We start from the raw sequence: 17347 nt of genomic DNA on the forward strand, positions 1-17347 counted from the left end.
GATCAGTACCGCGTGATCGCGGTCGGCCCGGACGCCGTGCCGATCGCGATGTGGGGGTGCTTGGCCGGGTCGGCCCAGGCCAGGATGGCGGCCATCGCGTCCGCCGGGACCGAGACGCAACCGGCCGTCGCCCCCTTCCCGTTGACGTGCAGGAAGATCCCCGCACCCCGCCCGCGCACCGGCTGGTCGTAGTTGAACCCGACCACCAGGGCGCGGGCGTACTGCGTGGGGTAGGCGGTGATCTGCTCGGACTCGCTCGCCCGGCAGTCGGCCGGCAGGCCCTCCACCCAGCGGTTGTACGCCTGGGACGCGGTGTCCTCGCACCACCAGGACTTCGTCGTGGCGCGCCGGTAGGCGAACCTCGTCCCCTGGGGCGCGGCCGTGGTGCCGAACGCGTACGGCAGGTCGTACAGGCCGGTCGGGGTGGTGTTGGTGCCCTGGGTGCGGGTGGTCCCCTCGACCAGGCCCTTGGCGCCGAACCTGGCATCGGCCCGGCCCACCGCCACCCACAGCGGCCCGCGCCGGTCCCACCAGGTCACCTGGCCCGTGGTGGAGCCGGGGGAGGGGGCCTCGGCGGTGATCAGCTGGGTGCCGCCGCCGGTGTCGGACATCCGGTTGGGCAGGTTCGGCGAGTGGAAGGGCCGGGACTCGGCCGTCGCGGCCGGGGCCGCGAGCGCGAGCAGGGCCGCGCCGAGTGCGAGAGCGGTACGCATCATGCCCGTGACCGTACGCGGCCCGGCCGTTGACGTCCTGCCGGGGGGCCGAACCGTTACCCCGGTCGCGTGGCGCGCGTTCTCCTTCTGCCTCCCCCGGTCCCTCTCCCCGCCCTCGTTGACAAAACATACGGTCCACTGCATAGTTATACCCATCACCGAATGCACCGTAAGGAGAAACCCGTGACCGAGCGCGTCGTACTCGCCTACTCGGGCGGTCTGGACACCTCCGTCGCCATCGGCTGGATCGCCGAGGAGACGGGCGCCGAGGTCATCGCCGTTGCCGTGGACGTCGGCCAGGGCGGCGAGGACCTGGACGTCATCCGCAAGCGCGCGCTCGCCTGCGGTGCCGTCGAGGCCGAGGTCGCGGACGCCCGTGACGAGTTCGCCGACGAGTACTGCCTCCCGGCGATCAAGGCCAACGCCCTGTACATGGACCGCTATCCGCTGGTCTCGGCGCTCTCCCGGCCCACCATCGTCAAGCACCTGGTGGCCGCGGCCAGGAAGCACGGCGCCACCACGGTCGCCCACGGCTGCACCGGCAAGGGCAACGACCAGGTGCGGTTCGAGGCCGGGATCGCGGCCCTCGGCCCGGACCTGAAGTGCATCGCCCCGGTCCGCGACTACGCGATGACCCGGGACAAGGCGATCGCCTTCTGCGAGGCCAAGAACCTCCCCATCGCCACCACCAAGAAGTCGCCGTACTCGATCGACCAGAACGTCTTCGGGCGCGCGGTCGAGACCGGCTTCCTGGAGGACATCTGGAACGCGCCGATCGAGGACATCTACGAGTACACCTCGAACCCGGCCGAGCCCCGCGAGGCCGACGAGGTCGTCATCTCCTTCAAGGAGGGCGTCCCCGTAGCCATCGACGGCAGGCCCGTCACCGTCCTCCAGGCGATCCAGCAGCTCAACGAGCGGGCCGGCGCCCAGGGCATCGGCCGGATCGACATGGTCGAGGACCGGCTCGTGGGCATCAAGTCCCGTGAGGTCTACGAGGCGCCGGGCGCGATCGCGCTGATCACCGCCCACCAGGAGCTGGAGAACGTCACCGTCGAGCGCGAACTGGCCCGCTACAAGCGGCAGGTCGAGCAGCGCTGGGGCGAGATGGTCTACGACGGCCTGTGGTTCTCCCCGCTCAAGCGCGCCCTGGACGGCTTCATCAACGAGGCCAACCAGCACGTCACCGGCGACATCCGGATGACCCTGCACGGCGGTCGCGCGGTCGTCACCGGACGGAGGTCCGAGGAGTCGCTCTACGACTTCAACCTCGCCACCTACGACTCGGGCGACACCTTCGACCAGTCCAAGGCGCAGGGCTTCATCGAGATCTTCGGCCTCTCCTCGAAGATCGCCGCCAAGCGCGACCTGGCGTAACCACGACGCGTTGTCCATGCCGCCTCCCCGTCTCCGCGGCGGGGAGGCGGCGGCATATCCACCCCCTTGTGAGGAGCAGCAGCTGTGAGCAGCAACAACGGTGACGTCCGGCTCTGGGGCGGCCGGTTCGCCGACGGACCCGCCGAGGCGCTGGCGAAGCTGTCCGCGTCGGTCCACTTCGACTGGCGCCTCGCGCCGTACGACATCGCCGGCTCCCGCGCCCACGCGCGCGTGCTGCACAAGGCGGGCCTGCTCACGGCCGACGAGCTCCAGCGGATGCTCGCGGGCCTGGACCGGCTGGAGGCGGACGTCGCGAGCGGCTCCTTCACCGGGACCATCGCCGACGAGGACGTGCACACCGCCCTGGAGCGGGGCCTGCTGGAGCGGCTCGGCCCCGACCTCGGCGGCAAGCTGCGGGCCGGCCGCTCCCGCAACGACCAGGTCGCCACCCTCTTCCGGATGTACCTGCGCGACCACGCCCGGATCATCGGCGGTCTGGTCGCGGAGCTCCAGGACGCGCTGGTGGGCCTCGCCGAGGCGCACGCGGACGTGGCGATGCCCGGCCGCACCCACCTCCAGCACGCCCAGCCGGTCCTCTTCGCCCACCACGTCCTGGCCCATGTGCAGTCCCTGTCCCGGGACGCCGAGCGGCTGCGGCAGTGGGACGAGCGCACCGCGGTCTCGCCCTACGGCTCGGGCGCGCTCGCGGGCAGCAGCCTCGGCCTCGACCCGGAGGCGGTCGCCGCCGACCTCGGGTTCGAGCGCGGCAGCGCGGCCAACTCCATCGACGGCACGGCCTCCCGCGACTTCGTGGCGGAGTTCGCCTTCATCACCGCGATGATCGGCGTCAACCTCTCCCGGATCGCCGAGGAGGTCATCATCTGGAACACGAAGGAGTTCTCCTTCGTCACCCTGCACGACGCCTTCTCCACCGGCTCCTCGATCATGCCGCAGAAGAAGAACCCGGACATCGCTGAGCTGGCGCGCGGCAAGTCCGGGCGGCTGATCGGCAATCTGACCGGACTGATGGCGACCCTGAAGGCGCTGCCGCTCGCGTACAACCGGGACCTCCAGGAGGACAAGGAGCCGGTCTTCGACTCCTGCGACCAACTGGAGGTGCTGCTGCCCGCGTTCACCGGGATGATGGCGACGCTCACGGTCAACCGGGAGCGCATGGAGGAGCTGGCGCCCGCGGGCTTCTCGCTCGCCACCGACATCGCGGAGTGGCTGGTCAGGCAGGGCGTGCCGTTCCGGGTGGCGCACGAGGTCGCGGGGGAGTGCGTCAAGGTCTGCGAGGCGCGGGGCATCGAGCTCGACGAGCTCACGGACGCGCAGTTCGCCGAGATCTCCGAGCACCTGACGCCCGAGGTGCGGACCGTCCTCAACGTCGCGGGCGCCCTCGCCTCCCGCGACGGCCGCGGCGGCACCGCGCCCTCGGCCGTCGCCGTCCAACTCGCCGAGGTCAAGGCCGACCTGGCCGTCCAGCACGCCTGGGCCGACGCCAGGAAGTGACATACCGGTACGGGGTGTGCGCGCCGCGCATGCCCCGTACGGATGGAGTGCGCCGCCGATGTCGATCAGCGGCGCCCTTTTCGTGCGACCATGGTCCCTTCGGCGGTGAGGGAGTGGGACGTGGGGGACGTGGCGGTCGGCGCGCAAGAAGGACACGGGGACGCCGAGCGGCCCCAGGGACCCGAAGGGACGACGGCTCCCCAGGTGGCCAGCCAGGCGGCTCCCCAGGTGAACCCCCAGGTGACCCCCGAGGCGGCGCCCGACGAGACGGCCGACGTCGGCACCGGCGGCGAGGCGGCCGGGCCCAGGCCCAGGCAGCGCTCCTTCTGGAAGGAGCTGCCACTGCTCGTCGGCATCGCGCTGATCCTCGCCCTGCTGATCAAAACGTTCCTCGTGCAGGCGTTCTCGATCCCCTCGGACTCGATGCAGAACACCCTCCAGCGCGGTGACCGCGTCCTGGTGGACAAGCTGACCCCGTGGTTCGGCTCCGAGCCGGAGCGCGGCGAGGTCGTCGTCTTCCACGACCCGGGCAACTGGCTCGAAGGCGAGCCCACCCCGCAGCCCAACGCCGTCCAGAAGGTGCTGAGCTTCGTCGGGCTGATGCCGTCGGCGGAGGAGAAGGACCTGATCAAGCGGGTCGTCGCGGTCGGCGGGGACACCGTGGAGTGCAAGGGCACCGGCCCCCTCAAGGTCAACGGCAAGGCCCTGGACGAGCCGTACGTCTTCGCCGGGAACACCCCGTGCAGCGCCGACCAGGAGAGCCAGTTCAAGCTCACCGTCCCCAAGGGCCGGATCTGGGTGATGGGCGACCACCGGCAGAACTCGGCGGACTCCCGCTACCACCGGGACCAGCCGGGCGGCGGCTCGGTGCCGGTCGACAAGGTCGTGGGGCGCGCGCTCGTCGTCGCCTGGCCCGTCAACCGCTGGGACAGCCTGCCGGTGCCGAGCACCTTCGAGCAGCCGGGCATCGGCACGGCCGCCTCGGCGGCGCCCGCCGCGCTGGGCCTGCTGGGCGCGGCCCCGGTCGTGCTGCTGCGCAGGCGCCGGCGCGCGAGGCGTTGAGGCGCGTGGCCTGCTGAAGGGCCGGGCCGTCCGACGGGACGGCCCGGCCCTTCGCCGTGCGGGCCCTAGGCGCCGACGGTCCCGTCGATCCCCTCGCGCAGGAGGTCGGCGTGGCCGTTGTGGCGCGCGTACTCCAGCAGGACGTGCACCATCACGAGCCGCAGCGAGACGTCCGTGCCCCAGCGGGGGTTGTGCGCGACCACGTCCAGCGACGCCGCCTCCCGCTCGATACGGCGGGAGTGCTCGACCTCGGCCTGCCAGCGGGCGAAGGCGTCCGCGCGGGTGGCGCCGCTCGCGTCGTAGGCCACCTGGTAGTCGTTCACGTCCGAGTAGACCAGCGTGATGTCCTCGGCGCCCACGACCCTGCGGAACCAGGTCCGCTCCACCTCGGCCATATGCCGGACGAGGCCGAGCAGCGAGAGCGTCGACGGCGCCATGGAGGTGGTGCGCAGCTCCTCGTCGGTCAGGCCCTCGCACTTCATGGCGAGCGTGGCGCGATGGTAGTCGAGGAAGCCGCGCAGCGTCTCGCGCTCGTCGGCGAGGAGAGGCGGCGCGGGGCGGTCGTCGGTCACGACGGGGTCCTTCCGTGGGCACGGGCGGTCGGGCGCGGGCAGGGCGACCGCCACGTTAGTGATCGGGAAGGCGGGGGTCGACAGGATTTCGAATGAGACGATGATGTCTCATTCGGGTTATGGTTGTCTCATGACTGTGGACCGTGACCAGGTGCTGCGTACGGCGGCCGCCCTGCTCTCCCGCAAGGCGACCGCCACCATGGACGAGGTGGCCCGCGCCGCCGGCATCGGGCGCGCCACCCTGCACCGGCACTTCGCCGGACGCGACGCGCTGGTCAGGGCATTGGAGAGCTTCGGCATCGAGCAGTTCGAGGACGCCCTGGAGGCGGCCCGGCTGGACGAGGGGCCCGCGCCCGAGGCGCTGCGGCGTCTGATCGCCGAAGTGGAGCCCGCCGCCGGCCTGCTCGCCTTCCTGGTCACCGAGAACCAGCTCTTCGAGGGCGACCAGATGAACGAGGGCTGGGCCCGGCTCGACGCGCGGGTCTGCGCGCTCTTCCGGCGCGGCCAGGAGCAGGGCGACTTCCGGATCGACCTGACCCCGGCGTGGCTCACCGAGGCCCTCTACGGCCTGATCGGCACCTGCGCCTGGGCGGTCCAGGTCGGCCGGGTCGCCGGCAACGACTTCCAGCACATGATCGTCGAGTTGCTGCTCGGCGGAGCGCGACGGAGCGTGGAGAAATGACCAGTACCACTTCCCGGGCCGAGTCCGTGCACGAGGTGCGCCAGCCGGGCCGCTGGCTGGCCCTGGCCGTACTCGTCCTGGCGGTGCTCCTCGTCGCCGTCGACGCGACGGTGCTGGGCCTGGCCACCCCGTTCCTCAGCGAGGACCTCAAGCCCTCGGGGACGCAGCTGCTGTGGATCGGCGACGTCTACTCGTTCGTCATCGCGGGCCTGCTCGTCTCCATGGGCAGCCTCGGCGACCGCATCGGCCGCAAGCGGCTGCTGCTGTGCGGCGCGGTGGCCTTCGGCGCGGTCTCGGTCCTCAACGCCTACGCCTCCAGCCCCGAGATGATGATCGTGGCGCGGGCGCTGCTCGGTGTGGCGGGCGCGACGCTGATGCCGTCCACGCTGGCGCTGATCCGGAACATCTTCCACGACCCGCGCGAGCGCAGCCTCGCCGTCGGCATCTGGGGCGCGGCGGCCTCGGCGGGCGCCGCCGTCGGACCCGTCGTCGGCGGCTTCCTGCTGGAGAACTTCTGGTGGGGCTCGGTCTTCCTGATCAACCTGCCCGTCATGGCGGTGCTGGTGCTGGTCGGCGTCAAGCTGCTGCCCGAGTCGCGCGACCCCAGCCCGGGCCCGTGGGACCTCGGGAGCGTGCTGCTGTCCCTGGTGGGCATGGTCGCGGTGGTGTACGCGGTGAAGGAGGCGGCGGTCAACGGCCTGGGCTGGGAGATCGCCGGGGCGGGCGCGGTGGGGGTGCTGGCCCTGGTCTGGTTCGTACGCCGCCAGCTCACCCTGGAGTCGCCGCTGCTGGACATGCGGCTCTTCCACCACCGGGGTTTCTCCGGCGCGGTCCTGGCCGACCTGCTGACCATCCTGGGCCTGTCCGGGCTGGTCTTCTTCCTCTCCCAGTTCCTCCAACTGGTGCAGGTCCGCTCGCCGCTTCAGGCCGGTCTGATCGAACTGCCCGCGGCCGTCGGCGCGGTGGGCGCCGGGCTCGCGGCGGGTTACGTGGCGCGCCGGGCCTCGGTGCGCAGCGCGGTGGCCGGGGGACTGGCGGCGGTGGGCGCGGCGCTGGCGGCCTGTATGGCGGTCTCGGCCGACACCGGGGTCGTGGCGCTCGGCATCGCCCTGTTCGTGGGCGGCCTCGGCGCGGGGCTCGCCTTCACCGTCACCGCCGACGTCATCCTCTCCAGCGTGCCGAAGGAGCAGGCGGGGGCGGCCTCCGCGGTCTCCGAGACGGCATACGAGCTGGGCGCGGCGCTCGGCATCGCGCTGCTCGGGTCGGTGGTGACCGGGATCTACCGGGGTTTTACCGCTCCGGCGGACCTGCCCGCGGGGGTGTCCGACGCGGCCCACGACTCGCTCGGCGGCGCGGTCGACGCGGCGGCCCGGCTCCCCGCCGAGCAGGCGGCCCCCATGCTGGCCGCCGCCCGGGACGCGTTCACGGACGGCTTCCAGACGGCGGCGGCCGTGGGGAGTGCGGTGCTGTTCGCCACGGCGGTGGCGGCGTGGTTCCTGCTGCGGGGACAGCGCCTGGAGGAGGGCTTGGAGCACCCGTAGCCCGTCCCGGGCGCGGTGTCCGTTCGCCTCGGCCCTGTTTCCCCCCGGGGCGCGGGGGCGCGGGCTCGGTCCCGTGTTGCCCAGGGGCGCGGGGAACTGCGCGCTCAGCCCAGGACGGCCCGCAGCCGACGGACTCGTGAGTCCCGGCTGCGGGCCGTCTGTGGCCGGTCGCGCAGTTCCCCGCGCCCCTGAAGGGCGCGACCGCGCCCCAAATGCCCGGCGGCTACGCCGCCTTCGCCTTCGTGGCGTACATGTCGACGTACTCCTGGCCGGACAGCCGCATGACCTCCGCCATCACCGAGTCCGTGACGGCCCGCAGCACATAGCGGTCCCGGTCCATGCCCTCGTACCGCGAGAACTCCATCGGCTCACCGAAGCGGACCGTCACCTTGCCGGGCCGCGGCAGCCCCGCCCCGCCCGGCTGGATCTTGTCCGTGCCGATCATCGCGAACGGCACGACCGGCGCGCCGGTCATCAGCGTCAGCCGGGCGATGCCGGTGCGGCCCCGGTAGAGGCGGCCGTCGGGGGAGCGGGTGCCCTCCGGGTAGATGCTGAAGACCTTGCCCTCCTCCAGCACCTGGCGGCCCGTCATCAGCGCCGCGACACCGCCGTGGCCGCCGTCGCGGTTGACCGGGATCATGCCGACGCCGCTGAAGAACCACGCCATCAGACGGCCCTTGAGACCCTTGCCCGTGACGTACTCGTCCTTGCCGATGAAGTACACCGGACGGTCCAGGCACACCGGCATGATCATCGAGTCGATGAAGGTCAGATGGTTGCCCGCGAGGATGACCGGACCCGTCCCCGGGATGTTCTCGACGCCCTCCACCTGCGGACGGAACATCAGGCGCATGATCGGTCCGAGCACTGCCTTGATGAGCGCGAGTCGGGACAACGCTTTCCTCCGGTGCCGTGGGCTGACGGGTCCGCGCGGAATGAGGTCCGCGCAGGTGAGGACGATACTCGCGGGCCGCGTCTGATCGCACATCGGGTCACGGAACGGATACACGATGTTGACACGTGTTCGCGCCACGTTCCGCCCCGATTGGCCGAGGCGTATCCCCCGATTAAGGGGGATACGCCTACGCTCGTCCCCTCCCGTTGACAGGTGCGGGACAGGCAGCAGGCGTGGCACACACCACTTCACAAGGAGCGTTCATGACACAGGGTGAGCGGATGAGCCCCGGGCGGCGCACGGTGCTCGGCGCGGCGGTTCTGGGCACGGCGGCCACCGGGCTGCCCGCCGCGGCCGCGAGCGCGCGGCCCCGGGGGAGCGGCGGGGAGCGCCGCCACGGCTCGTACAAGGACCTGCCGGTCCCGTACGTGATCGGCCACCGCGGCACCGCCGGATACCGTCCCGAGCACACCCTCGGCTCCTACCAGCACGCCCTGGACCTCGGCGCCCACGTGATCGAACAGGACCTGGTCCCCACCAGGGACGGGCATCTGGTCTGCCGTCACGAGAACGACATCACCGCCACGACCGATGTCGCCGACCGCCGCGAGTTCGCGGGGCGCAAGGCCACCAAGACCATCGACGGCACCGCCGTCACCGGCTGGTTCACCGAGGACTTCACCCTCGCCGAGCTGAGGACCCTGCGGGCCAAGGAGCGCCTGCCCGCCGTGCGGCAGCGCAACACGCTCTACGACGGCCGCTGGTCCGTTCCCACCTTCGAGGAGGTCCTGCGGTGGGCCGAGCGCGAGGAGCGCCGCCTCGGCCGCCGGATCTGGCTGCACACCGAGACCAAGCACCCCACGTACTTCCGCGGCATAGGCCTGCCCCTGGAGGACCGGGTCGCCCGGCTGCTGCGCCGCTACGGGCGCCACCGCGCCGACTCCCCGCAGTTCCTCCAGTCGTTCGAGCCCAGCAGCATCCAGCGGCTGAGCCGGCTGGTGGACACCCCCTCGGTGGTCCTGCTGTCCGGCACCGGCACCCGGCCGTGGGACTTCGTGGCGAGCGGCGACCCGCGCACCACCGACGACCTCGTCACGCCCGAGGGCCTGAAGTGGATCGCATCGTTCGCGCAGGGCATCGGCCCGACCCTGGACCTGATCATCCCCAAGGACAAGGCGGGCCGGCTCACCGAGCCCACGACGCTGGTCGCGGACGCCCACGCGCGGGGCCTCGTCCTGCACCCGTACACGATGCGCAACGAGAACACCTTCCTGCCCGCCGACTTCCGGCGCGGCACCGACCCCAACGCCTACGGCGACGTGTTCGGGGCCCTCACGACCTACTTCGCCACCGGGATCGACGCGGTGTTCTCCGACAACGCCGACACGGCGCTGCTCGCCGCGGCCGACTTCCGGGGTGGCCGCCCGCCCCGCGGCTAGCACGGGCGTACGAGCAGCCACGTACGGGTGACATGGGGCCGCCGTCGAAACCGCCCCCGACGGCGGCCGCGTCCCGCCCGGCATGGACCTCGTCAAAGAGCTGAGCCCGCTGCTGGCCGCCGAGGCCGCCGCGGAGGCGCCGGGTGCCGGAGTCGACCCCGCCGACCTCGAACAGGACGTCTGGGTGCGGCTCCTCGAAATCCGTCCGGCGGACCCCGTGCCCTGGGTGCGCTGGGCCGTCCGGGCGGAAGTCAGAAGGGCCCGCCGCCGGGCCCGGCGCGAGCTGCCGTTCGCCGCGGAACCGGCCGCCGACCCGGAATCAGGCCCGGAGCGCACGGCTTTGAGCGAGGAGCTGAGCCGTGCTCTGCGTACGGCCGTGGCCAGGACTCCGGGGAACTGCCCCCGTCTGCTGACCGCACTTCTGTCGCCCAGCGACCCCACCTACCGAGAAATCGCAGGGGAGTTGGATATCTCACAGGGGAGTCTGGGGCCGATGCGTTCCCGTTGCCTGGGATGCCTGCGCAGAATGCTCGCGGCGGAGGTTGCGGCTCCAGGCCCGCGGGGAATGGAGCGTTAGACAACCGGTGGACGGGTGAGCGGAAGGCATGCACACATGGGCATGAGCGTGACCATCTCTGCGGCGCGTGAGGGTGACTGCGAGCAGATCCTCAAGCTTCAGTACCTCTGCTACCAGAGCGAGGCGGAGCTCTACGGCGACTACTCCATCGAACCGCTCACCCAGACGCTCGACGGCCTGCGCAGCGAGCTCGGCGGCGGGTACGCGCTGGTGGCGCGGCTCGGGGACGAGGTGGTCGCCTCCGTCAGAGGCAGCGTGGACGCCTCGGGCACCGGCCGGATCGGCAAGCTGATCGTGCACCCGAGGATGCAGGGGCACGGTCTGGGCAGCCGGCTCCTGAGCGCCATAGAGGAGCACTTCGCCGGGCAGCTGTCGGCCAAGCGGTTCCGGCTCTTCACCGGCCACCGCAGCGAGTCCAACCTGCGCCTCTACCGCAAGCACGGCTACGCGCCGGTCTCCACCGAGGCGGTCGGCCCCAAGCTGTCGGTGATCACCCTGGAGAAGGAAGCGGCCGCCCGGCAGTTCGTCGCGAGCGCCTAGGCGGTGGCGGCCGTCTCCCGGTTCCGGCGCAGCCAGAGCATGCCGAGCACCGGCAGGATCACCGGGATGAAGACGTAGCCGGCACCGTAGTCCGACCAGACCGTGGCATCGGGGAAAGCGGACGGGTCCGCGAGCGTCCAGGTGCCCACGGTCAGGACGAAGACCAGCTCGGCGGCGCAGCACACCAGTGCCGTGCGCCGCAGCCGCTCGCCGCCGCGCACCAGCGAGAAGGTGATGAACCCGTACACCACGGCGGCCACCGCCGACAGGACGTACGCCAGCGGTGCCTTGCCGAAGTCCTGGACGATCTGGACGATCGAGCGGGAGGCGGCGGCGACGGTGAACACCCCGTAGAACCAGACAAGCACGCGGCCGGGTCCGCTGCCCAGCCTCCTGCGGCCGGACGCGTCCCGCTCGGCGGAACCGGTGGTCGGCTCGGCCACGGTCACCCTCCCCAGATGTCGTAGAGACGCACTTCGAGCACCGCGAGCACCACCGCGCCGGCCGAGACCGTCACCGAGCCCCACTTGGTCCGCTCGCTCAGCGACAGCAGACCGGCCGCCGGGACGGCCGCGAACGAGCCGACCAGATAGGCGATGAAGATCGCCATGCCCTGCTCGGGCCGCTCGCCGCGCCCCAGCTGCACCAGGCCGACCACCAGCTGCGCGAGGGCCAGCACGGAGACCACGGCCATGCCGATGAAGTGCCAGTCCTTGGTGGGCTGGTCCCGGTAGGCGGCGAAGCCGCACCAGGCGGCGAGGGCGAGCGCGGCGGCGGCGACCGCGACCGTCAGGGCGTCAAGCATGGGAACGAGCGTATTACGGGCCGAAGCGCCCTTCGCGCCCGCCCCGGGCGCCACCGGTCGGCCCGGACGCGCCACCGTGGCCTTGACCACAGGAGGCCCGGGGGAGGAGGTGCGACGAGGGGGTCCCCGCCGTGCCGCCGCCCCGGGTATCGGCCCAGGCCAGAGGGGGAGGAGCGGCGTCGGCCCGGGAGTCCGCGCCGCCTCCCGGGCGCCGCGGCGGCGTCCGGATGCCGGGCGATTGCTGTCCGCTATACGGACAGCCTTGATCGGGCGTTCGCTCCTTCTGCTTTACTTCACGCATGACCACGACGAGCAGCCGCACCCTTGCGACCGAGGCGATGAACGCGCCCGGTGCTCGTTGTCTGTGTCGAATGTGCGCCTTCTGAGGGCCCCCGCCTGAGCCTCGCGCCCCGAAGCGAGACCCATGAGCCATGCCCGCGCACGCCATGCCTCCCGGTTACCACCGATGTGGCTGTGACGCGTCCCGAACACGATTGCCCCGTGCCCGGCGGACACCGCGCCGCGCACTCGACAGTGACGGAAATCCTGTGATCACCACTACGGGCCTCACCAAGGTCTACCAGTCGCGCGGCCGTGAGGTCACCGCCCTGGACGGCGTAGACCTCCATGTCCGCGAGGGCGAGGTCTTCGGCGTCATCGGCCAGAGCGGCGCCGGCAAGTCCTCCCTCATCCGCTGCGTCAACCTCCTGGAGCGGCCGACCACCGGCACGGTGACCGTCGACGGCGTCGACCTCACCGCCCTCGCCGGGCGCGGCCGGCGCGCCGGCAAGGAGCTGCGCCGGGCGCGCAGCCGCATCGGCATGGTCTTCCAGCACTTCAACCTGCTCTCCGCGCGGACCGTGCAGGGCAACATCGAGCTGCCCCTGGAGATCCTCGGCGTCTCCGGCAAGGAGCGCTCGCGCAAGGCCCTGGAACTCCTCGACCTGGTCGGACTCGCCGACAAGGCCAGGGCCTACCCCGCCCAGCTCTCCGGCGGCCAGAAGCAGCGCGTGGGCATCGCCCGGGCGCTGGCCGGCGACCCCAAGGTGCTGCTCTCCGACGAGGCGACCAGCGCCCTCGACCCGGAGACCACCCGCTCCATCCTCCAGCTGCTGCGCGACCTCAACCAGCAGCTCGGCCTCACCGTCCTGCTCATCACCCACGAGATGGACGTCGTCAAGACGGTCTGCGACTCGGCCGCGCTGATGAAGCGGGGCCGGATCGTGGAGTCCGGCACCGTCGGCGAACTCCTCGCCACCCCCGGCTCCGAGCTCGCCGCCGAGCTGTTCCCGGTCACCGGTGAGGCCACCGGCCCCGAGCGGACCGTCGTCGACGTGACCTTCCACGGCGAGGCCGCGACCCGGCCGGTCATCTCGCAGCTGTCGCGCACGTACAACGTCGACATCTCGATCCTCGGCGCCGCGATGGACACCGTCGGCGGCCGGCAGATCGGCCGGATGCGCATCGAGCTGCCCGGACGGTACGAGGAGAACGTCGTCCCGGTCGGCTTCCTGCGCGAACAGGGCCTCCAGGTCGACGTGGTCGAGCAGGCCGACGCGGTCGAGGGCGACGAAGCGGCCCGAGCGGACATCCCGGTGCAGGCGCAGGCCGCCGCCCTGGTCAAGGAAGGTGCCAAGTGAGCTGGTCCGAGATGCAGCCCCTGCTGTCCCAGGGAACCATCGACACCCTCTACATGGTGCTCTGGTCCAGTCTGGTCACCGTCGCGGGCGGACTGCCGCTGGGTGTGCTGCTCGTCCTCACCGACAACGGCGGCCTCCTCCAGAACCGCCCGGTGAACAAGGTCATCGGCGTGATCGTGAACATCGGCCGCTCGATGCCGTTCATCATCCTGCTGATCGCCCTGATCCCCTTCACCACCTGGGTGGTCGGCACCTTCATCGGCCCCACCGCGATGATCGTGCCGCTCGCCGTCGGCGCCATCCCCTTCTTCGCCCGGCTCGTGGAGACCGCGATCCGCGAGGTCGACCACGGCCTGGTCGAGGCCGTCCAGTCGATGGGCGGCTCCATCCCGACCATCGTGCGCAAGGTGCTGCTCCCGCAGGCCCTGCCCTCGCTGATCGCCGCGCTCACCACCACCGTGATCACCCTCGTCGGCTACTCGGCGATGGCCGGCGCGGTCGGCGGCGAGGGCCTCGGCTCCAAGGCCATCACCTACGGCTTCCAGCGCTTCGAGACCCCGTTCATGCTCGTCACCGTCGGTGTGCTCATCGCCGTCGTCACGGTGGTCCAGCTGATCGGCGACGGCGCCGTGCGCCTGCTGGCCCGCCGGGGCCGCACCACCTGACCCCTCTCTCCACCAGAGCCCGCACTCCTTGTCCGGGCGACCCACCGCACCACCAGAAAGAGGCACTTTTCGTGCGTAAGAACATCAAGCTCACCGCGGCCGCCGCCGCCACCGCCGCGCTCGCCCTCGGCCTGACCGCCTGCGGCACCTCCTCGGACCCGAAGTCCTCGTCCGCCAAGGGCGCTTCGGCCGACCCGGCCCAGGCGCTCGTCGTCGCGGCCTCCCCGACCCCGCACGCCGACATCCTGGACTTCGTCAAGAAGAACCTGGCGCAGAAGGCCGGACTCAAGCTGGAGGTGAAGGAGTTCACGGACTACGTCCTGCCGAACACCGCCACCCAGCAGGGCCAGGTCGACGCCAACTTCTTCCAGCACAAGCCCTACCTCGACGACTTCAACCAGAAGAACCACACCACCATCGTGCCGGTGGTGAACGTGGAACTGGAGCCGCTCGGCCTCTACTCCAAGAAGGTCAAGTCCGCGAAGGAGATCGCCTCCGGCCAGACGATCGCGGTGCCCAACGACACCACCAACGAGGGCCGCGCGCTCCAGCTGCTGGCGGGCAACGGCCTGATCACCCTCAAGGACGGCGTCGGCACCTCCGCCAAGCTCTCCGACATCAAGGACAGCAAGGGCCTGAAGTTCAAGGAGATCGAGGCCGCCACGCTGCCCCGCGCCCTGAACGACGTGGACGCCGCGGTCATCAACGGCAACTACGCCATCGAGGCCAAGCTCAGCCCGGCCAAGGACGCGCTCGTCCTGGAGAAGGCCGAGGGCAACCCGTACGCCAACTTCCTCGCCGTCAAGAAGGGCAACGAGGCCGACCCGCGGATCAAGAAGCTCGCCGAGCTGCTCAACTCCCCCGAGGTCAAGAAGTTCATCCAGGACAAGTACCAGGGCTCGGTCGTCCCGGCCTTCGGCGCCGTCAAGTCCTGACCCCCGCCGGTCAGTTCCGGCCACCACCCCGGGGCCCCGCACACCGCCCGGTGCGCGGGGCCCCGGCACGCCCGCCCGCCCCGCGGGCACGGCCCCGGCCATGCACATCCCCGCGCCGATGCTGCATGCTGTGCCTTTACGGCCTGACGACCGTCCCCCGGCATGGAGCGGCACATGACTACCCCGACCCCGGTGTTCCCGGACATCTCCATCAGCACCGACCGGCTGGTGCTGCGCGCCTTCGACGAGGACGACATCCCGGCGCACATCGAGATGATGAACGACGAGCACGTCATCGCCTGGACCTCCGTGCCCCACCCCTACACCGCCCGCGACGCCCTGGAGTTCGTCCGCCTGCACGCCCCCGCCGAGCGCACCTCGGGGCGCGGCATCGTCTTCGCCGTCACCGAGTTCCTCACCCAGCGCCTCGTCGGCGTCATCCACCTCCAGAACACCAACTGGCGCACCCTGGCCACCGAGGTCGGCTACGTCATCGCCCCCTGGGCGCGCGGCGAGGGCTATGCCACCGAGGCCGTGCTCGCCGCCGCGCAGTGGCTCTTCCGCGACCAGCGCTTCGAACGCATCGAGCTGCGCACCGCCGCCGACAACACCGCCTCCCAGCAGGTCGCCCAGAAGATCGGCTGCATCAGCGAGGGCGTGCTGCGCAACGCCTGGATAGCGCGCACCCAGACGGAGGACGGCGGCTGGACGGACATCCGCACCGACCTGATCGTGTGGAGTCTGCTCCCCGAGGACCTCGACGGCGTCGCCGATCAGCTCGCGGACGCCGGATACGCCTCGTTCGCCGACTGGAACTGAACCGGCCACCGCCCCCGCACGCCCCGCCCCCACCCGCCCCGCACCAGGTACCCTCACCCTGGCCGGGCCCACCGGGGCCGCCCCGACCTGCGACGACTCCAGGAGACTGACGACGATGGCCGACCGCGTCACGGTGATCGGCTGGGACGGCTCGCCGCTCACCTCGGCGGCCAGGTCCGCGCTGTCCGCCGCCACCCTGGTGGCCGGCGCCGCCCACCACCTGGCGCTGCCCGAGGTGCCCCCGCGCGCCGAGCGGATCCGGCTCGGCAGCGTCGACCTCGCCGCCCGCCGGATCGCCGGCCACCGAGGCAGCGCGGTCGTCCTGGCCGACGGGGACCCCGGGTTCTTCGGCGTGGTCCGCGCCCTGCGCGCCCCCGAACACGGCCTGGAGGTCGAGGTGGTGCCCGCCGTCTCGGCCGTGGCCGCTGCCTTCGCCCGGGCCGGGATGCCCTGGGACGACGCCCAGATCGTCGTCGCCCACCGCCGCACCCTGCGCCGCGCCGTCAACGTCTGCCGGGCGCACACCAAGGTCGCCGTCCTCACCTCGCCGGGCGCCGGACCCGCCGAACTCGCCCTGCTCCTCGAAGGCGTCCACCGCACCTTCGTCATCTGCGAGGAGCTCGGCAGCGAGCGCGAACAGGTCACCGTCCTCACCTCCGACAAGGTCGCCGACCACGCCTGGCGCGACCCCAACCTGGTCATAGTGATCGGCGGCGCCCAGGGCGCGGCGCCGGGCCCCGGCTGGATCGCCGGACGCGACCTCGGCCACCCGCCGCAGGTCCGCGGCTGGGCGCTGCCCGCGCACGCGTACGGGGAGGGGCTCGGTCCCGGCGAGTCCGCCGGCCTGCGCGCCGCCCAGCTCGCCCGGCTCGGCCCGCGCACCGGCGACCTCGTCTGGGACATCGGCTGCGGCAGCGGGGCGCTGTCCGCCGAGGCCGCCCGGTTCGGGGCCGCCGTCATCGCCGTCGACGCCGACCCGGACGCCTGCGCCCGTACCGAGGCCGCGGGCCGCCGCTTCGGCGTCCAGCTCCAGGTCGTGGCGGGCCGCGCCCCGCACGTCCTGGAGTCGCTGCCCGAGCCCGACGTCGTCCGCGTGGGCGGCGGGGGAGCCCAGGTCGTCGCCGCCTGCGCCGACCGCCGCCCGGAGCGGATCGTCGCGCACGCCGCCACCCGCGACGGCGCGGAGGCGATCGACGCCGCCCTCGAAGCCGGCGGATACGACGTGGAGTGCGCCCTCCTCCAGTCCGTGGAACTGGACACGAGCGCCTGGTCGGAACGCGAACGCTCGGTCGCTTTCCTGCTCTCCGGAAGGCGCCGGGAAAGGTCCCCGTGATCTCTCCGGCGTGTCGTCCGGGGTAGGCTGGCCGACTGTTGTACCGCACCGGGCCGTTCGGCGCTACGTTCGTCAATGTCCGGAATGGGGAACCCGTTTGGGACCCTGTCGCGGTACGTCGGATCCCGGTGGAGCGCAACGTGGCGCACCCCACACGTTCCGTGGCCGAGACGGGGCGCCAGGTCGGCGATCTCCCGCGAGAATGCTGTGTGTCCGCGGGCCGTTCGCACCGCGCGGCGG

At 71.9% G+C, this 17347-nt stretch carries 18 protein-coding genes; 13 read left to right on the forward strand and 5 right to left on the reverse strand.

Annotation, left to right across the window (positions count from 1 at the left end; all coding sequences use genetic code 11):
* Window positions 1-2: 2 nt before the first annotated feature.
* A complete protein-coding gene (locus AC069K_RS13890) occupies window positions 3-713 on the reverse strand; it encodes a L,D-transpeptidase family protein (RefSeq protein WP_478615922.1) in 711 nt (236 codons plus the stop codon).
* A 183-nt stretch (window positions 714-896) separates the two neighbouring features.
* On the opposite strand from AC069K_RS13890, the gene AC069K_RS13895 reads away from it, so the two are divergent.
* From AC069K_RS13895 to lepB, 3 genes are all read left to right on the forward strand, one after another.
* On the forward strand, window positions 897-2090 hold the full coding sequence (locus tag AC069K_RS13895) for an argininosuccinate synthase (protein ID WP_365110822.1): 1194 nt from the start codon (window positions 897-899) through the stop codon (window positions 2088-2090).
* Window positions 2091-2174: 84 nt separating this feature from the next.
* Window positions 2175-3602: an argininosuccinate lyase gene (gene argH / locus AC069K_RS13900; RefSeq protein WP_365110819.1), complete on the forward strand. Its 1428-nt coding sequence runs from the start codon at window positions 2175-2177 to the stop codon at window positions 3600-3602.
* A 120-nt stretch (window positions 3603-3722) separates the two neighbouring features.
* Window positions 3723-4664 (forward strand): signal peptidase I, encoded by a 942-nt coding sequence (gene lepB, locus AC069K_RS13905; protein WP_478615925.1) that lies wholly within the window; start codon window positions 3723-3725, stop codon window positions 4662-4664.
* A gap of 65 nt (window positions 4665-4729) precedes the next feature.
* Here the strand turns inward: lepB and AC069K_RS13910 are convergent, their stop codons facing one another.
* Window positions 4730-5236, reverse strand: a complete 507-nt coding sequence (locus tag AC069K_RS13910) for a DinB family protein (protein ID WP_365110813.1) — start codon at window positions 5234-5236, stop codon at window positions 4730-4732.
* A gap of 130 nt (window positions 5237-5366) precedes the next feature.
* On the opposite strand from AC069K_RS13910, the gene AC069K_RS13915 reads away from it, so the two are divergent.
* Both AC069K_RS13915 and AC069K_RS13920 read left to right on the forward strand, forming a co-directional pair.
* Complete coding sequence (locus AC069K_RS13915) at window positions 5367-5918, forward strand: TetR/AcrR family transcriptional regulator (protein WP_478615585.1); 552 nt, start codon at window positions 5367-5369, stop codon at window positions 5916-5918.
* Window positions 5915-7459, forward strand: coding sequence for an MFS transporter (locus AC069K_RS13920; protein WP_478615588.1), 1545 nt, complete (start codon window positions 5915-5917; stop codon window positions 7457-7459). Before AC069K_RS13915 ends, AC069K_RS13920 begins: the two co-directional genes overlap by 4 nt.
* Before the next feature lie 223 nt (window positions 7460-7682).
* Here the strand turns inward: AC069K_RS13920 and AC069K_RS13925 are convergent, their stop codons facing one another.
* Entirely contained in the window at window positions 7683-8354 is a 672-nt protein-coding gene (locus AC069K_RS13925; RefSeq protein ID WP_358836723.1) for a lysophospholipid acyltransferase family protein, read from the reverse strand.
* A gap of 263 nt (window positions 8355-8617) precedes the next feature.
* Here AC069K_RS13925 and AC069K_RS13930 point away from each other — a divergent pair, with 263 nt between their 5' ends.
* The 3 genes from AC069K_RS13930 (at window position 8618) to AC069K_RS13940 (ending at window position 10910) form a co-directional block, all read left to right on the forward strand.
* On the forward strand, window positions 8618-9793 hold the full coding sequence (locus AC069K_RS13930; RefSeq protein ID WP_365113340.1) for a glycerophosphodiester phosphodiesterase: 1176 nt from the start codon (window positions 8618-8620) through the stop codon (window positions 9791-9793).
* An 82-nt stretch (window positions 9794-9875) separates the two neighbouring features.
* Window positions 9876-10370 (forward strand): sigma-70 RNA polymerase sigma factor region 4 domain-containing protein, encoded by a 495-nt coding sequence (locus AC069K_RS13935; RefSeq protein WP_365113338.1) that lies wholly within the window; start codon window positions 9876-9878, stop codon window positions 10368-10370.
* A 36-nt stretch (window positions 10371-10406) separates the two neighbouring features.
* Window positions 10407-10910 (forward strand): GNAT family N-acetyltransferase, encoded by a 504-nt coding sequence (locus AC069K_RS13940; RefSeq protein WP_478615594.1) that lies wholly within the window; start codon window positions 10407-10409, stop codon window positions 10908-10910.
* On the opposite strand, the gene AC069K_RS13945 is transcribed toward AC069K_RS13940, so the two are convergent.
* On the reverse strand, window positions 10907-11353 hold the full coding sequence (locus tag AC069K_RS13945) for a hypothetical protein (RefSeq protein WP_358836719.1): 447 nt from the start codon (window positions 11351-11353) through the stop codon (window positions 10907-10909). The two genes, AC069K_RS13940 and AC069K_RS13945, sit on opposite strands and share 4 nt — an antisense overlap.
* Window positions 11354-11355: 2 nt before the next feature.
* Window positions 11356-11715 carry a hypothetical protein gene (locus AC069K_RS13950; protein ID WP_358836718.1) on the reverse strand — a complete coding sequence of 120 codons (360 nt, stop codon included), beginning with the start codon at window positions 11713-11715 and terminating at the stop codon, window positions 11356-11358.
* Window positions 11716-12263: 548 nt separating this feature from the next.
* Here AC069K_RS13950 and AC069K_RS13955 point away from each other — a divergent pair.
* The 5 genes from AC069K_RS13955 to cbiE all read left to right on the forward strand — a co-directional run bounded on the left by AC069K_RS13955 (window position 12264) and on the right by cbiE (window position 17107).
* On the forward strand, window positions 12264-13355 hold the full coding sequence (locus AC069K_RS13955) for a methionine ABC transporter ATP-binding protein (RefSeq protein WP_478615599.1): 1092 nt from the start codon (window positions 12264-12266) through the stop codon (window positions 13353-13355).
* Complete coding sequence (locus AC069K_RS13960; RefSeq protein ID WP_478615602.1) at window positions 13352-14020, forward strand: methionine ABC transporter permease; 669 nt, start codon at window positions 13352-13354, stop codon at window positions 14018-14020. The genes AC069K_RS13955 and AC069K_RS13960 overlap by 4 nt, the downstream gene beginning before the upstream one ends.
* Before the next feature lie 71 nt (window positions 14021-14091).
* Window positions 14092-14955: a MetQ/NlpA family ABC transporter substrate-binding protein gene (locus AC069K_RS13965; RefSeq protein ID WP_365113331.1), complete on the forward strand. Its 864-nt coding sequence runs from the start codon at window positions 14092-14094 to the stop codon at window positions 14953-14955.
* A 162-nt stretch (window positions 14956-15117) separates the two neighbouring features.
* On the forward strand, window positions 15118-15774 hold the full coding sequence (locus AC069K_RS13970; RefSeq protein WP_358836714.1) for a GNAT family N-acetyltransferase: 657 nt from the start codon (window positions 15118-15120) through the stop codon (window positions 15772-15774).
* 115 nt (window positions 15775-15889) lie between these two features.
* The gene (gene cbiE / locus AC069K_RS13975) at window positions 15890-17107 is read left to right on the forward strand and encodes a precorrin-6y C5,15-methyltransferase (decarboxylating) subunit CbiE (RefSeq protein ID WP_365113329.1); all 1218 of its coding nucleotides are present in this window, start codon (window positions 15890-15892) and stop codon (window positions 17105-17107) included.
* The last annotated feature ends 240 nt before the right edge of the window (window positions 17108-17347 follow it).

The organism is Streptomyces sp. NPDC043908 (genome assembly GCF_056435525.1).

Coding starts and splice junctions, on each gene's coding strand:
- AC069K_RS13890 (WP_478615922.1), bottom strand. CDS start 713: ATGCGTACCGCTCTCGCACTCGGCGCGGCCCTGCTCGCGCTCGCGGCC.
- AC069K_RS13915 (WP_478615585.1), top strand. CDS start 5,367: ATGACTGTGGACCGTGACCAGGTGCTGCGTACGGCGGCCGCCCTGCTC.
- AC069K_RS13920 (WP_478615588.1), top strand. CDS start 5,915: ATGACCAGTACCACTTCCCGGGCCGAGTCCGTGCACGAGGTGCGCCAG.
- AC069K_RS13930 (WP_365113340.1), top strand. CDS start 8,618: ATGACACAGGGTGAGCGGATGAGCCCCGGGCGGCGCACGGTGCTCGGC.
- AC069K_RS13935 (WP_365113338.1), top strand. CDS start 9,876: ATGGACCTCGTCAAAGAGCTGAGCCCGCTGCTGGCCGCCGAGGCCGCC.
- AC069K_RS13940 (WP_478615594.1), top strand. CDS start 10,407: ATGGGCATGAGCGTGACCATCTCTGCGGCGCGTGAGGGTGACTGCGAG.
- AC069K_RS13950 (WP_358836718.1), bottom strand. CDS start 11,715: ATGCTTGACGCCCTGACGGTCGCGGTCGCCGCCGCCGCGCTCGCCCTC.
- AC069K_RS13970 (WP_358836714.1), top strand. CDS start 15,118: ATGGAGCGGCACATGACTACCCCGACCCCGGTGTTCCCGGACATCTCC.
- cbiE (WP_365113329.1), top strand. CDS start 15,890: ATGGCCGACCGCGTCACGGTGATCGGCTGGGACGGCTCGCCGCTCACC.